The organism is Bacillus cereus group sp. MYBK95-2, assembly GCF_051915225.1.
Classification (GTDB): domain Bacteria; phylum Bacillota; class Bacilli; order Bacillales; family Bacillaceae_G; genus Bacillus_A; species Bacillus_A cereus.
Genome location: NZ_JBQAEH010000003.1, coordinates 417,521 through 431,943 on the forward strand (window position 1 = coordinate 417,521; position 14,423 = coordinate 431,943).

Sequence of the window (14,423 nt, forward strand, 5' to 3'; positions counted from 1 at the left end):
CTTTAAAATGAGAGGAGGATACGATTGAATAAACGCGGCAGACCCCGAGAGTTTGATTATTCCTCAATTGTAGATGTTGCAATGAAAACATTTTGGTTAAGAGGATATGAAGGATGTTCTACACAAGATTTATGCAGTGATACAGGACTTGGAAAAGGAAGTTTATACAATACTTTCGGTAGTAAACATGAACTGTATAAACAAGTATTAGAACGCTACCATGAAATTGGGATTAGGGAACAAAAGAAATTGTTACATACTCCAATTCCAGTTAAAGAACGATTAAGTAATTTTTTTGAATGGGCATTGAAAGAAGACTTTGAGAATATGGATCAAAAAGGATGTTTATTGATTAATGCCAGTATAGAACGTGCTAACAACGATTTAATGGTACAAGAAATTTTCTCGAAGCATGTTGAACTTCTTAAACAAGCTATTGAAACAGTGATGGAGGAAGGATTGCAAACAGGTGAAATTTCAAAGAAGCAATCAGCTGAGGAATTAGCTAGTCTGCTTTTAAGCAGTTATTACGGATTCCGTGTTCTTAATGTATCGATGCAAAATCGGATGTTGTCTGAACAAGTTATCAAAGGAACAATAGAGTCTATTTGTGGCGCTTAGTGCGCTCTTTTTTTGCACTATTTCTGTACCGATCATTACAATAATGAATAAGGAGTGTTTTTATGCCATCGATTATTTATTTATTAGCTTTAGCAATCTTTTGTATGACTACATCAGAATTTATGGTTGCAGGTATGATGAATGAACTTGCTCTTTCATTCCAGGTTTCTGTAGCATCTATTGGGTATTTAATTTCAGCTTATGCAGGAGCAATGGTAATAGGAGGCCCCATTTTAACTGCAATCCTCTTACGAATGCGCAGCAAACAAGCATTATTGTTTTTAATGTTCGTATTTTTAATTGGTCAATCGCTCGGAGCTATTGCTTGGAACTATGATATTATGATGATTTCACGTATTATAACTGGTATTGCTTCAGCTTCAGCTTTTGGAGTTGCGATTTCCTTTTCTGCAACATTGGTTCACTCTGATTCAAGGGGAAAAGCTGCATCAATTGTACTTGCAGGTTTAATGTTCGCAACTGTATTAGGCTTACCTATAACAACCGTTATTTCGCAATATTTTGGCTGGCGTATTAGTTTTGGGGCTGTTTCTATTCTTGTGTTAGTATCAGGGATTATGATTCAACGGTTGTTACCATCATCTTCAAATAAAGAGCAATTAAATTGGAAAGACGAACTTCTGCGATTTAAGAATATTCATCTTTGGGCAGCGTACGTAACAAGTATGTTCATTATTGGTGGTACGTTTGCAGCATTTAGTTATTTCACTCCTATCTTTACAAATGTTACAGGGTTTTCAAGTGCAAGTATTCCATATTTACTTGCTCTCTATGGTAGTGCGACGGTAATTGGGAATATAATAATTGGCAAGTTCGCTGATAAATTTACAATGAAAATACTTATGGGTGGACTAATTATATTAATCATAGGGTTGTCTTTATTTGCTTTAAGTGCAGAGAATAAATACATTGCAGTGATTTCTACGATTTTTATTGGTTTAACTGGTGTAGCATTGAATCCAGCTATGGTTGCGAGGGTGATGAAGACAGCTAGTAATGGCATAATGATAAATACCGTTCATAGTTCTTTTATTACGCTAGGTATTGTTATTGGTTCGTCACTAGGTGGTCTTGGGATCAGTAAAGGATATGGTTTTGTATCTCCGCTATGGATTGGAGCTTGTTTAGCTATCCTTGGGGTAATTTCGTTATTCCCATATTTACATAAAAGAAAGGCAGATTAAGATGTTTAAAATTTCTTTATATGGGGTACCGCCGCATCACCATCAAACTAATATTTTCATATCTCCCTAAATTAAAATTTTCTTTCTCTACAGATAGTTATTCTGAGAAGCTGCTCATTTTTTCATTTTGGGAGCATTTCTTTTTCTTAAGTTGATGGGCATGTATGGTGACCCCCTATTAGACGGTAGTAAATTAACGATTTCGGGGTTCAGTTCAACTTTATTTAAAATAAGATTTTTTTGCAGTAAAATCAATGTTAGTGGAACTTTTTTAATCAAACTTTTTTGAAAATTAACATAAATACTTGCAATATTTAAATTAGTACTATATAGTTCTAGTTATGACAAAGGTAAAATTAATGAATCAAAAACGTGTGATTGAAGTAGCTGCAACATTATTTTTAGAAAAAGGGTTTGCTTATACAAGTATGGATGAATTAGTACGTGTAAGCAAAGTTTCAAAGTCTAATGTGTATTATCACTTTTCTAATAAGGAAGTATTATTAGAAGGGGTCGTTGATTATTGGATTGAAATGTATCAATCTGCAATTGATGACATACTTTCTCAGAACCAATTTTTAGTTGAAGATCGTATCCAACTGTTTTTAAAGCAATTATCACAAGGAGTTCAGTCGAGGGAGTATAAGGGGAGCTGTCCATTTATTACTCTTTATATTCAAAGTCCTAAACAGGCCACGCAAATAAAAGAAAAAATAGGTCTTTTTTTTACAGGATTACAAAAGAAAGTTTCTCTATTACTTAAACAAGGGGTAGAGAATGGAGAATTCAGAAATACGATTAATATTGATGAGGTTGCATCACTTTTTATTACAAATCTTGAAGGAGCGTTATTTATTTCAGAAACATTGAAGGATGCAACTGTAATCACGAAAACAGCAGATCATTTTTTAAAATTGCTTCGATAAAAGAAGCATTTTTTTTACATCAAATTAGTACTAAATAGTACTAAAAGGGGGATTTTATATGAGAACAGTATTTTTAACTGGTGGAACAGGCTTTATTGGAAAGCAATTAGTAAAAGAATTAGCCAAAGAGGATGTTAAAATTCTTCTTTTAGTGAGGTCGAAAAATAAAGCAACACGCCTTTTTCAAGAAAGAGGCATCTTAAAAAAGGAAGTTATGCACTTTATTGAAGGTGATTTGACGAAAATAGATTTAGGTCTAAGTGCTGAAGATAAGGAGAGGGTATTGAAAACGGATGTGATTATTCACGCAGGAGGCCCCATGGATATTCAAGCGACAAGTAAAGAAGCAGCTTCCGTATTTTTAAATGGCGCCAAACATATTAGTGAATTAGCTAAAAGTATTCATCAATTGAAGGGTTTGCAACAATTTATTCATGTTGTAGGTTATATGAGTCCTTTTGATGATAAAAATAGCAAGATTGCAATTGATGTGTTTAAAGAAGGAAACAATTATTTGAAAATAAAAAATCCATATGAGAGAACAAAATTTTTAGCAGATCTTTATATCCGTCAGCAGGCATCAGCAGTAGGTTATCCGCTTTCTGTAATTAATCCGCCAACTGTAGTCGGTAGTAGTAAAACAGGGAGTACAGAGCAGATAGCAGGATTAGGTTTGCTTGTGATGAGTATGCGAAGAGGGCTCATGCCAGTGATTCCTGGAGGTAAGGGATATAGGTTACCACTTATTTCAAACGATGAGCTTGCGAAGTTTATTGTGCAGGTTTTCAGATTGGAGCAACCGACTATTCAAACATATACACTTGTTGAAGACAAACAGCACGATCAAAACATTGCTGAATTATTAAGTATTATGTCGGAAAGTATGAATATGAGGGCACCAAAAATCTCTGTTCCAATGCCATTTATGAAAGCAATTATGAATAGTGGAGGAAGTAAAATAACAAAAATTCCTTCTGATGGACTGAATTTTATTACAAAACAAAAATTTTCAAATGTTTCAGCGAAAAAAATTATGGGAGGAGATTGGTTTAAGAAGACGAGTGTAATGAAATTTTTCCCTGCTGTAGTAGCTGATCTGGATTATCGAATGATGTATCAAAATGGCCGGCATAATCATTTATTTAAACGAACATTATGCGATAACACTACCCTTTACCAATTACAAGGAAAGGGTAAACCGTTTATTTTATTACATGGTTTATTGAGTGATGGAGAGGATTTATTTCCTTTAGCGCAAGAGCTTCATGAAAAAACTGGTCAACCTGTATGGATCTTGGATCTTCCAGGTTTGGGACGTTCTCCTTTTAAACGAGAGAAAAATCTTCTAGCTATCTATTTGAATGTAGTGAAAAAGTTATTGGAGAAAGCTACGAATGGTGCACATCTAATTGGCCATTCATTCGGTGCGTTTATTCTTCTGGAAGCATTGGTACAAGAGTACATAGATGAGAAGTATGCAATCACTTTACTTCAGCCACCTGTTGCTAAAAAAAATGCTAAATCGCTAAATGTTCCTCAATTTATGAACAAATGGACATTAAAATTAGCAACTACTAATTTGATAGGGCGTTATTTATTAAGTAATGGTTTGTTTGAAAGTACGGAGAGCATCCCTGAACATTATATTGAAAAGATAAGTAAAAGTTTTACTTCTCCTAGAATTTTAAATACTACGGTTCAGCTTAACAGTGTACTACTGAAAAACGATCAAGGTGATTTCAATGAAGTAACAAAGTATAATCTTCACATTATTTGGGGGGAGTATGACAGAGCCTATTCTGCTCCATCGCATCTTGGTAAGGTTGATTTTGTTCCATATGGCCATCATTTTCCTCTTAGCCATCCGAGTGAAACGGCAACATTAGTAATAAAAAATAGTAATAGTAGCAGATGAGAGTGTGGGATAAATAAAAAGTGTGTAGTAAGATCGTTGTGTCTTTGAAATAAAATCGTACTGTTTTGGGTCCCCCTATCATCATCAGACTAAGAAACGCCAATACCTCAAAACGAAAAAATGAGCATTTTGTTACAAGATAGTACAAAATTTCGTTCTGGGGGTACTATAAAATGTTAGCTTGATGGGCATGGGATCCCGCTCACATTTTAACGAAAATATACGCTAAGCAAATTCCAACATAAAGCGAGCCGAATTTTCTACTCTTAAGAAAAATTTCGGTTCGTTTTATGGTTTCATGACAAGTTGTTTACTGAACAATAAAGTTCTTTATTGGAACAGGCTACTTTCTTCAACAATTGGGCTAGATTGTTGAAGAAGAAATATAATAAAAATGCTTTTGATTGTTTTATTAAACGAATTAAACCGCAAAAAACAAGAAGAATTCCCCCCCTTTACTAGTACACTAAATGCTATAAAAAGGAGGGAGATTATGAACAATAAAGCCATTGGATTATTTCAAGGAATTGCGTTATACATTTCAGCTATTCTAGGATCAGGTGTCCTTTTTTTATCGGGGGTAACGGCCTCAATAGCGGGCCCTGCATCTATTGTATCCTGGTTTATCGTTATTATAATTAGTTTTCCGCTTGCTTATTCCTTTGCTAGTTTGGCACGGATATATCCTGATTCCGGTGGAGCAGCAACCTTTGTTAGAAATTCTTTTGGATATCATCTTGGCAATATCGTTGGGTGGTTTTACTTTGTAACAGCAGCAGTTGGTCAAACGATTGTATCTTTAACTGGTGCTTTTTACGTCAGTCAGGCATTTGGATTTTCGCATTTTGAAACAATTATAATTGCCGTCTTTATTTTGGTAATTGCAGGTGTTTCCAATTATTACGGCGTAAATGTTAGTGGTAAAGTTGCAGTGTTTTTAAGTTCCTTATTACTGTTCCTTTTAGCGTCAGCTGTATTTGTGGCGTTTCCAAGAATACAATGGGGGAATTTTACTCCCTTTGTTCCAAATGGATGGTTTTCTGTCGGGAACGCTATAACGGTTATCTTTTGGGCATTTTTCGGTTGGGAGGCGATTTGTAATCTGGCTGAGCACTTTAAAAGGCCAGAAAAAGATATTGTCAAAGGAGCAGTTATTAGTGCAGTTGTCATTGGATTATTATTTTTAGCGCTAAGCCTTGTCACTATTGGAACGGCCACGTATGGCAGTCAAGAAAGCAACCTGTCTCCTATTGGTGTTATAATGGGAGATACAGTAGGTGGAGGTGCCAAAGTCGTTACAGCTGTTTTAGCTTTAATTATTTGTACAGGGACAGCGAATGCTTTTGTAGCCAGCCTAACGCAATTCGGTAGCAGGTGTGTTAGTGACAAAAGCTTTGTCACTAACGTTTGATGATATTTTGTTTATACCGACTTCTCTTGGGATTATAGTTTATGTTCTTTCAATGGCAGCAGGCGTTAAATTATTTAGGAAGAACACACTGGCATGGTGGGCATCAAGATTTTCGCCTACAAGGGAGGATTAAAATCTAATGAAGGATCAAAATAATCTTTCTAGAGATACCATGTGGAAAGCAACAGTATCATGTGATTTAGCGTATGACGGGATATTCTTTTACGCAGTAAAGACAACTGGAATTTTCTGCCGGCCTTCTTGCAAGTCTAAGGTTCCTAATTATGAAAATGTATCCTTTTTTTCAAATGTGCACGAAGCTCAAAGGGCAGGCTATCGCCCATGCAAAAGATGCCGATCAGATCTAAATATAAAAATATACGACCCGTTCGAATGCGTTTTGGAAGATACTATGCGATTGATAAAAAATAATTATGTTCAAACATGTCTTTAAATGAAATTGCATCAAGGGTAGGAGTTAGTCGTTTTCATTTAAATCGGATTTTCAAAGAAAGAACAGGGTATACTCCTCGAATATATCTAGAAAGGATCAGAGTTAAGAAAGCAAAGGAACTGCTCTTGACAACGGTCTTTAATAGTACAGAGATTGGTTATCAAACAGGCTATCAAAGTGTATCTAGCTTTTATAATGCATTTAAAAGAAATACAGGATTTTCACCGAGTCAATTCCGTGCTTTCCATAGTGGAAATACCGTAAACCAAGAACTTGACTGAATTCACGTTCTTTAACAAAAGATAGCATGAATTAACAAGAGTGCTTTGTACTCATCGTATTTTTCGATAAATCATTACTGATTGATTAAAAGTAAACAACTTTGTATTGAACAATAATAAGCCATTTTTTCTCTGTTATAGAATTGTAAGCTTTTTAATTCACTCCTCAACAAACGGGCAGGATTATTGAACAAGTTTTATGAACTTTAGTGGTAGCATCATTAGTGAAATGCTTTATAACAACTAATTAAGGAGGGATAGAATATGAGAAATAACTTTCAAATCATTGCGTTACAAGAGAAGGAGTTTAATAACCTATTTCTAATGAATGAAGAAGTATTAAAAAGTATCGGGGCAGTCAAAATAATAGCAAATAAAAATCCTGGATATCCTTGCAGGATAAGTTTGAAGGATGCAGAGGTAGGAGAAGAGGTAATTTTACTGAATTACCAATATCATAGTGTTAATTCGCCTTATAAAGCAAGTGGTCCTATATTTATACGAAAGGGAGCAACTACTGCTAAGCTAGATGTAAATGAAATTCCGCATATGTTACATCATAGGTATCTATCTGTACGCGGCTACAATGCTGACTCAATGATTGTAGAAGCAAGGGTTACAGAAGGTGTAAATTTAAGAGAAAATATAGATGAAATTTTTGATAATAAAGAAGTAGAATATATTCACATTCTTAACGCTAAACCAGGATGCTATAACTGCCTTGTTAATAGAGTATAAAAAAAGTAGTTAGACTAGTGTATTTTACTCCGGTTCATTTCAAAATATAATTGAAAATTCATCTTTAAATTAAAAAAAGAAGGTGTTACCTTTATATATTAATACCTTCGAAATATTGTATAACAGATAATTTTTATGCATTATTGATTAGCATTGATTATTGTGCTAACGAATCAGGATAGTGTGGCGACCGACCAACTAAATAGTTGCTTCTCCTCAATTATTAGAAGGGAAGTTCTATCATTTCGCGAATTTATTAGACATAGACGAGTGCTATAATTTTCTATATCTACATAAAGAGGTGACTACGCATGAATCAAAGACCGTCAGAAGAAGAATACGCCGGGAACTCCGGCGAATATATCCGTTTGGTACCGGACGGTGAAATCATCGATATTCTGCTCGCCCAGGAAAAGCAAATGACCGAGCTCCTGGCATCGTTGACCGAAAGCCAGTACGCGTATCGGTATGCGGAAGGAAAATGGACGCTGAAAGAAGTCGTGGGCCACATTGCAGACTCAGAACGCGTCATGACCTACCGCCTGCTCCGGTTCGCAAGAGGGGATCAGACGCCTCTGACTGGTTTCGATCAGGACTTGTTCATACCTCCTTTCGGAAGTTGGACAACCGCGCAATTGGCCGAAGACTACCGGGCCGTACGGCAATCAACGATCACATTGCTGCGCGGGCTATCGGCGGAGGCGTGGACCCGCAAGGGCACAGCCAACAACCTAAGCATTACGGCGCGCGCCCTCGCGTACGGCATAGCAGGACACGAACTTCATCACATGGGGGTCATCCGAAATCGGTACTTGAGTTAATCGTTGGCTGAGGCCTTTGGAATGGAACTAACACCTCTCATACAATCTTAGATACCGTTCTTATTGGGGTCCCGCCCCATCACTATCAAGCTAACAAAATAAAATACCCCTTAAAATGAAAAAATACGCTTTCTTTCTGTAGACTTATAGGAAAGGATGGCGTTTTTTTTACACTTGGGGGTAAAGCAAATTCTTAAGTTGATGGGCATGGGGTCCCGCCCCACAACCATCAACTTAAGGATTTAGACTATTTTTGAAATTAAAAGCACATTACTATTCTCTTATGTTAATGAGAAAGGGTGACGTGCTTTTTATGAATATGCACCAAAAACAAGAGTTATCTTTATTTGCCGAAGAGTTATATCAATTTTTTTCATTTGGGGGTATTTGTTTTTCTTAGCTTGATGGTGATGGGGCACTACTCTATAATGGTCAAATTAAAATTGAAAACAGTTATAGAGACTCCATTCCTCGGAAATATTGTAACTATTAAGTTGTAAAAAGAACCATAGTTTTTTATTTTTGAAAAGGCTATGGCCCTTTTTAGTTGTAGCAAAGATATGATGTGAGGAAGTTTTTATAAATCAAAAAAATTGATTAATTAGTTGCATAATAAATTAATCAGCGTATATACTATAAATATCAAAAAAAGTTGATGAAGGGAGAGGGAACTAAAATGGCACAAGATTTTCAGCTCTATGAGAAAAAATTCAAAGCATTAGCGGATCAAAAGCGTTTAGAGATTATGTATGAACTTTGCCAGCGAGGCCAGACTTGTGTATGTGATTTAACAGAGATTTTTGAAATGACGCAATCTAAGTTGTCCTATCATTTAAAGATTTTATTAGATGCAGGTTTAATTGTAAAAGAAACAAAAGGTACGTGGAGTTATTATGATTTAAATGATGCGGAAGTAAATAATTTATTATCAGAAGAATTATGTTGTATCTTTAGAAAAACAGGAAAAGGTAGCTGCTGTTAAAATTTTAATTTATTAATCAAAAAAAATTGATTAATGATATATAAAGAGGAGGAATAAGGTATGAGATATGTTCACGTTGGTATAAACGTTACGAATTTAGAGAAGTCTATTGAATTTTATGAAAAGGTATTTGGTGTTTCACCAGTTAAAGTGAAATCAGATTATGCAAAATTTTTATTAGAGACGCCAGGGCTTAATTTTACGCTGAACGTACGAGATGAGGTGAAGGGAAATCAAGTAAATCATTTTGGTTTCCAAGTGGATACAGCTGAAGAGATTACATTGCATAAAGAAAGATTAGAAAAAGAAGGATTCTTTGCACGTGATGAGATGGATACGACTTGTTGCTATGCAGTTCAAGATAAGTTTTGGGTAACGGATCCTGATGGGAACGAGTGGGAGTTCTTTTATACGAAAGCACATAGTGATGTTCACAAAATAGAAGAGTCATCTTGTTGCACGACTTCAAATGAGGTAGCTAAAAATTCTTGTTGTTAATAGGAGATGGAAAATAAAATGAAACGTTTATCTTTTCTAGACCGATATTTAACACTATGGATCTTTCTAGCGATGGCTGTTGGGATTGGTTTAGGGTTTGTGTTTCCTAGTGTAGTAGACGGACTGAATACATTACAGGTTGGAACGACGTCTATTCCGCTTGCTGTTGGTTTAATTATAATGATGTATCCACCGTTAGCGAAAGTTCGCTATGAGGAAATGGGCCGAGTATTTAAAGATGTAAAAGTGTTAGTTCTATCTTTAGTACAAAATTGGATTATTGGTCCGGTACTTATGTTTGTTTTAGCAATTATTTTTCTTCCTGATAAACCAGAATACATGGTTGGTCTCATTATGATTGGGTTAGCACGTTGTATTGCAATGGTCATTGTTTGGAACGATCTTGCTGATGGGGATAAAGAGTATGCGGCAGGTTTAGTTGCTTTTAATTCGGTATTTCAAATGCTCTTTTTTTCAGTTTATGCATACGTATTTGTAACTGTAATTCCAGAATGGTTAGGGATTGAAGGTGCTATTGTCGATATTACAATGATAGAAGTAGCAAAATCAGTATTTATCTATTTGGGAATTCCTTTTATAGCAGGTATGTTAACACGTTTTGTACTAGTTAAGCTAAAAGGAAGACAGTGGTATGAAAAGGTATTTATACCTAAGATTAGTCCACTTACATTACTTGCATTACTATTTACAATCATCGTTATGTTCTCTTTAAAAGGGGAAATGATTGTTAGCGTACCACTAGATGTAGTAAGAATAGCAATTCCGTTATTAATCTATTTTATTGTAATGTTTTTTGTTTCTTTCTTTATGGGAAGAAAAATTGGTGCAAACTATCCGGTAACGACAACATTAGCATTTACAGCAGGTAGTAATAACTTTGAGTTAGCAATTGCTGTAGCAGTTGGTGTGTTTGGTATTCATTCAGGCGCAGCATTTGCAGCTGTTATCGGTCCTTTAGTTGAAGTACCTGTCATGATTGCACTTGTAAACGTTGCTTTTTGGTTTAAACGTAAATATTTTAATGATCAATCAGTCTAAATTTAAAAATAAAGGTGGAAAACAACATGGAAAACAAAAAAACAATCTATTTTTTATGTACAGGAAATTCATGCCGAAGCCAAATGGCAGAAGCGTGGGGCAAACAATATTTAGGAGATAAGTGGAATGTATATTCTGCAGGCATTGAAGCACATGGAGTGAATCCCAATGCTATTAAAGCAATGAATGAAGTGAATATCGATATAACAAATCAAACATCAGATATAATTAATGCAAACATTTTAAATAGTGCTGATTTAGTCGTTACGCTTTGTAGTCATGCAGATGCTGTATGCCCATCTACTCCGCCGCATGTGAATCGTGTTCACTGGGGATTTGATGATCCAGCAGGAAAAGAATGGTCTGAATTTCAACGTGTTCGCGATGAAATTGGTAAACGTATAAAGCGATTTTCTGAAATTGGGGAATAAATAAAGAAAAGAGTCAATCTTCTATTGGATAGGGGATTGGCTCTTTTTTCTATATATAGTCACTATTGCATTGGCTTATAACAACTATCTCAACGAATACAGAATATTATGTGAGAATGATATAGTTAGAATAGTAGTATGCCTCTATTAAATATGTATAGAACAATATTGGTCATTAACAATGAATAAAATTTTGGTCTTTAGAGTAATCGAGATAGTAATCATAAAAGTAGTGTGTAATAAAAATTTTTCAGATGAAAGGAAAAAGGATGAAACAAATAATAAGAGACGTATTAATAAGTTATTTTAAAGAAATCCATACACTAATGGTAGAAGAAGAATTACATAAAAATAGCTGGCATACAGATTTACACTATAAAATTATGGTAAATGGAAAGCGATATTCCGCACGGTTTATGAATAGCAAGCGAATAATCAATCCAGCTTTTGGAGCGTTATCAAATGAAGAATTGAAAGAGCAAGTACGCTTTACGTATTATTTACGTGAGCATGGAATGCCTTTTATGCAAATTAACAAGAATAAGTCAGGGGAGTCATTTACATTAGTCACTTGGAATGATGAACAGTACCGATTTATATTGTCTAATTGGATTGAAGGAGAGCATCTTACACACTGCACAGAATCTATCGCAGAATTGTTTGGAAAGAAGGCAAGAAAGATACATGATATTTCTAGTACATTTCAAAGTTCAATTTTTCAAAAGAAATCTCATTTAGATGGGTATGTTGAGTTTATTAATATGTTAGAAAGTAAGGCTAGCGCATGTAAAGATGTACGGGAGTATATAAATCTAGCTAAATATCATATAGAGTGCGCATATACGAGTGAATTAGAGTTTATCGTACAAACAGACTTAAATCCTTTGAATGTTTTATGGGACTCAAATCAACAGGTAAAAGGAATTGTAGATTTTGAATCAATTGGATATGTAGACCGCATTGAAGGACTAGCCTTTTTAATAAAATGGTATTCTCAAACAGAAGGAATACAGTCTCATGAAGTATGTTCAAGTGTTGCTAGTGCATTTTTAGTAGGGTATAAGGCCCATAATATTTTAACACCAAATGATTATAAGAGACTTTCTTCCTTGTTATGGTTATCCGGTAGTTTGAATTGGAATTTTGTGAAGAAAACGCTAAGTGTAATAAGTGATGAGAGGGAATTAGAAGAACATTTAGAAGTTTATAGATTGAGGGGAGAAAGACTATCTTCATTATTAATTTGTACATAACATGTATTCTCCTAGTTTGGGATTCAAATAAGAAACCATAGGATGTGTTCTAAAAATGAAAATACAAATTGTATTGTTTGATGGCTTTGGAGAGCTTGTCTCCTTTGCACCTTTTGAAGTATTAAACAGAGCGATAGAAGGAGGGGCTCCATTTACGATTGAATTCGTTTCAAGTGAACAAAAACAAGAAGTCACTACTTCGTTTGGAGTTACGGTTAAATTACATGATTTTTTACGAATGGATAACCGTCCAGATTTGTTAATTGTACCTGGTGGTGGCTGGAATCATAAAGCAGAGCATGGGGCACGAAAGCAAGCAGAGCTTGGAACTTTGACTAAAATGATTAGCGAGATGCACAATGCAGGAACAATCGTTGCTGGTGTGTGTACAGGAGGTATGCTATTAGCTGCCTCTGGTATATTGAACGGTCGAAAGGCAACGATGCACTATTTGGCACAGGATGAAATGAGTGAATACGGGGCAGAGCTTCTTCATTACCGAATTGTAGATCAAGGCGATGTTATCACTGCAAGAGGGGTCACTTCAGGAGTTGATTTGGGACTTTGGATCACGGAAAGATTCGCAAGTCCTAAAATTGCAGCTGCTGTTGAATACAGAATGGAATATGAGAGGCGAGGTGTTGTTTGGAAGTAATTTAATTTCTTTTTTAGCCTATTTTAAATGGGAGGGTTGCCCATAAAAGCCCAATCCATATGTACTAATAATCAGTGGGGATGACAAAACTCCTACTGATTAAAGTTTCATTTTATAAATTTTACTTTATTAAAAGTTGATTTGTTAGAAAGGACAATCATTTATTGATATAATGAATGGATGCGTGGCAGGAAATAGATAGAAAGATACTGCTAGTAATTTATACTTAAATGTAGGGAGATTGAACTGAGTTATGGGGACAGAAAAAGAAATTAGTTCCGCTAAATTAATATGGAAGATGACGCGCCCGCATACGTTAACGGCGACGTTTTCTCCTGTAATTTTAGGAACAGTGGCATCACTTTATGTTGCCAAAATTGATTGGCTGTTATTTATTGCGATGATGCTTGCATGTTTAGCATTGCAAATAGCAACGAACTTATTTAATGAGTACTATGATTTTAAACGTGGATTAGACACTGCTGAATCCGTTGGCATCGGTGGCGGAATTGTCCGTCATGGATTGAAGCCAAAAAATGTGTTAACAGTTGCGCTTTTATTATATGTCGTAGCAGCAATTATTGGAGTTTATATTTGTATGAATAGCAGCTGGTGGTTAGTCGTCATCGGTTTAATTGGAATGGCGGTTGGCTATTTATATACAGGCGGTCCATTACCAATTGCGTACACCCCGTTTGGAGAATTAGTTTCTGGATTGTTAATGGGAACATGTTTTGTACTCATTGCTTTCTTTATTCAAACGAATACTGTAACGATTGAAAGTGTATTGATTTCCATTCCAATTGGAATTTTAGTAGGTGCAATCAATATGTCGAATAACATCCGAGATATCGAAGAAGATATTAAAGGTGGAAGAAAGACATTAGTAATCCTCCTTGGAAGAGAGAAAGCTGTGGTAACACTAGCGGTAGCCTTTTTCATTGCGTATTTCTGGATTGCCGTAATTGTATTAATGGGTTATATAAGCCCTTGGGCACTAGTTATGTTCCTAGGTTTGAGAAAGCCAATTTCTGCGATTCAAAGTTTCCAAAAAGGGGCAAAGGATCCTGGGTATATGCGCATCGCAATGAAATCAACAGCGATGACAAATACGATTTTCGGCTTCTTGTTGTCAGCAGGATTATTAATTAGTTACTTGTTTTAAATGAAAAT

At 35.4% G+C, this 14,423-nt stretch carries 13 protein-coding genes and 2 pseudogenes; all 15 read left to right on the forward strand.

Annotated features, from left to right (window positions below):
• Positions 1-24 precede the first annotated feature (24 nt).
• The 15 genes and pseudogenes from ACTFN4_RS13535 (at position 25) to menA (ending at position 14,415) form a co-directional block, all read left to right on the forward strand.
• Entirely contained in the window at positions 25-621 is a 597-nt protein-coding gene (locus ACTFN4_RS13535) for a TetR/AcrR family transcriptional regulator (RefSeq protein WP_063547868.1), read from the forward strand.
• Between the two features lie 62 nt (positions 622-683).
• Entirely contained in the window at positions 684-1,826 is a 1,143-nt protein-coding gene (locus ACTFN4_RS13540) for an MFS transporter (RefSeq protein ID WP_439962425.1), read from the forward strand.
• A 359-nt stretch (positions 1,827-2,185) separates the two neighbouring features.
• The gene (locus ACTFN4_RS13545; RefSeq protein ID WP_001072312.1) at positions 2,186-2,752 is read left to right on the forward strand and encodes a TetR/AcrR family transcriptional regulator; all 567 of its coding nucleotides are present in this window, start codon (positions 2,186-2,188) and stop codon (positions 2,750-2,752) included.
• A 58-nt stretch (positions 2,753-2,810) separates the two neighbouring features.
• Complete coding sequence (locus tag ACTFN4_RS13550; RefSeq protein WP_439962427.1) at positions 2,811-4,667, forward strand: alpha/beta fold hydrolase; 1,857 nt, start codon at positions 2,811-2,813, stop codon at positions 4,665-4,667.
• A gap of 493 nt (positions 4,668-5,160) precedes the next feature.
• A pseudogene (locus ACTFN4_RS13555) lies at positions 5,161-6,193 on the forward strand (APC family permease); the annotation flags it as partial.
• A 24-nt stretch (positions 6,194-6,217) separates the two neighbouring features.
• Positions 6,218-6,813: pseudogene (locus ACTFN4_RS13560) on the forward strand (bifunctional transcriptional activator/DNA repair enzyme AdaA).
• 264 nt (positions 6,814-7,077) lie between these two features.
• Positions 7,078-7,551, forward strand: a complete 474-nt coding sequence (locus tag ACTFN4_RS13565; protein WP_063547862.1) for a DUF1203 domain-containing protein — start codon at positions 7,078-7,080, stop codon at positions 7,549-7,551.
• A 311-nt stretch (positions 7,552-7,862) separates the two neighbouring features.
• A complete protein-coding gene (locus ACTFN4_RS13570) occupies positions 7,863-8,372 on the forward strand; it encodes a DinB family protein (RefSeq protein ID WP_439962428.1) in 510 nt (169 codons plus the stop codon).
• A 676-nt stretch (positions 8,373-9,048) separates the two neighbouring features.
• Positions 9,049-9,354 carry an arsenical resistance operon transcriptional regulator ArsR gene (gene arsR, locus ACTFN4_RS13575; protein WP_000046014.1) on the forward strand — a complete coding sequence of 102 codons (306 nt, stop codon included), beginning with the start codon at positions 9,049-9,051 and terminating at the stop codon, positions 9,352-9,354.
• A gap of 60 nt (positions 9,355-9,414) precedes the next feature.
• Positions 9,415-9,852: an ArsI/CadI family heavy metal resistance metalloenzyme gene (locus ACTFN4_RS13580; protein WP_098852390.1), complete on the forward strand. Its 438-nt coding sequence runs from the start codon at positions 9,415-9,417 to the stop codon at positions 9,850-9,852.
• 18 nt (positions 9,853-9,870) lie between these two features.
• Positions 9,871-10,911, forward strand: coding sequence for an ACR3 family arsenite efflux transporter (gene arsB / locus ACTFN4_RS13585; protein ID WP_053564038.1), 1,041 nt, complete (start codon positions 9,871-9,873; stop codon positions 10,909-10,911).
• 26 nt (positions 10,912-10,937) lie between these two features.
• A complete protein-coding gene (gene arsC / locus ACTFN4_RS13590) occupies positions 10,938-11,342 on the forward strand; it encodes an arsenate reductase (thioredoxin) (RefSeq protein ID WP_098834212.1) in 405 nt (134 codons plus the stop codon).
• Between the two features lie 269 nt (positions 11,343-11,611).
• Complete coding sequence (locus ACTFN4_RS13595; RefSeq protein WP_439962430.1) at positions 11,612-12,595, forward strand: phosphotransferase; 984 nt, start codon at positions 11,612-11,614, stop codon at positions 12,593-12,595.
• 55 nt (positions 12,596-12,650) lie between these two features.
• Positions 12,651-13,250, forward strand: coding sequence for a DJ-1/PfpI family protein (locus ACTFN4_RS13600; RefSeq protein ID WP_063547858.1), 600 nt, complete (start codon positions 12,651-12,653; stop codon positions 13,248-13,250).
• 253 nt (positions 13,251-13,503) lie between these two features.
• The gene (gene menA, locus ACTFN4_RS13605; protein ID WP_439962432.1) at positions 13,504-14,415 is read left to right on the forward strand and encodes a 1,4-dihydroxy-2-naphthoate polyprenyltransferase; all 912 of its coding nucleotides are present in this window, start codon (positions 13,504-13,506) and stop codon (positions 14,413-14,415) included.
• Positions 14,416-14,423 lie beyond the last annotated feature (8 nt).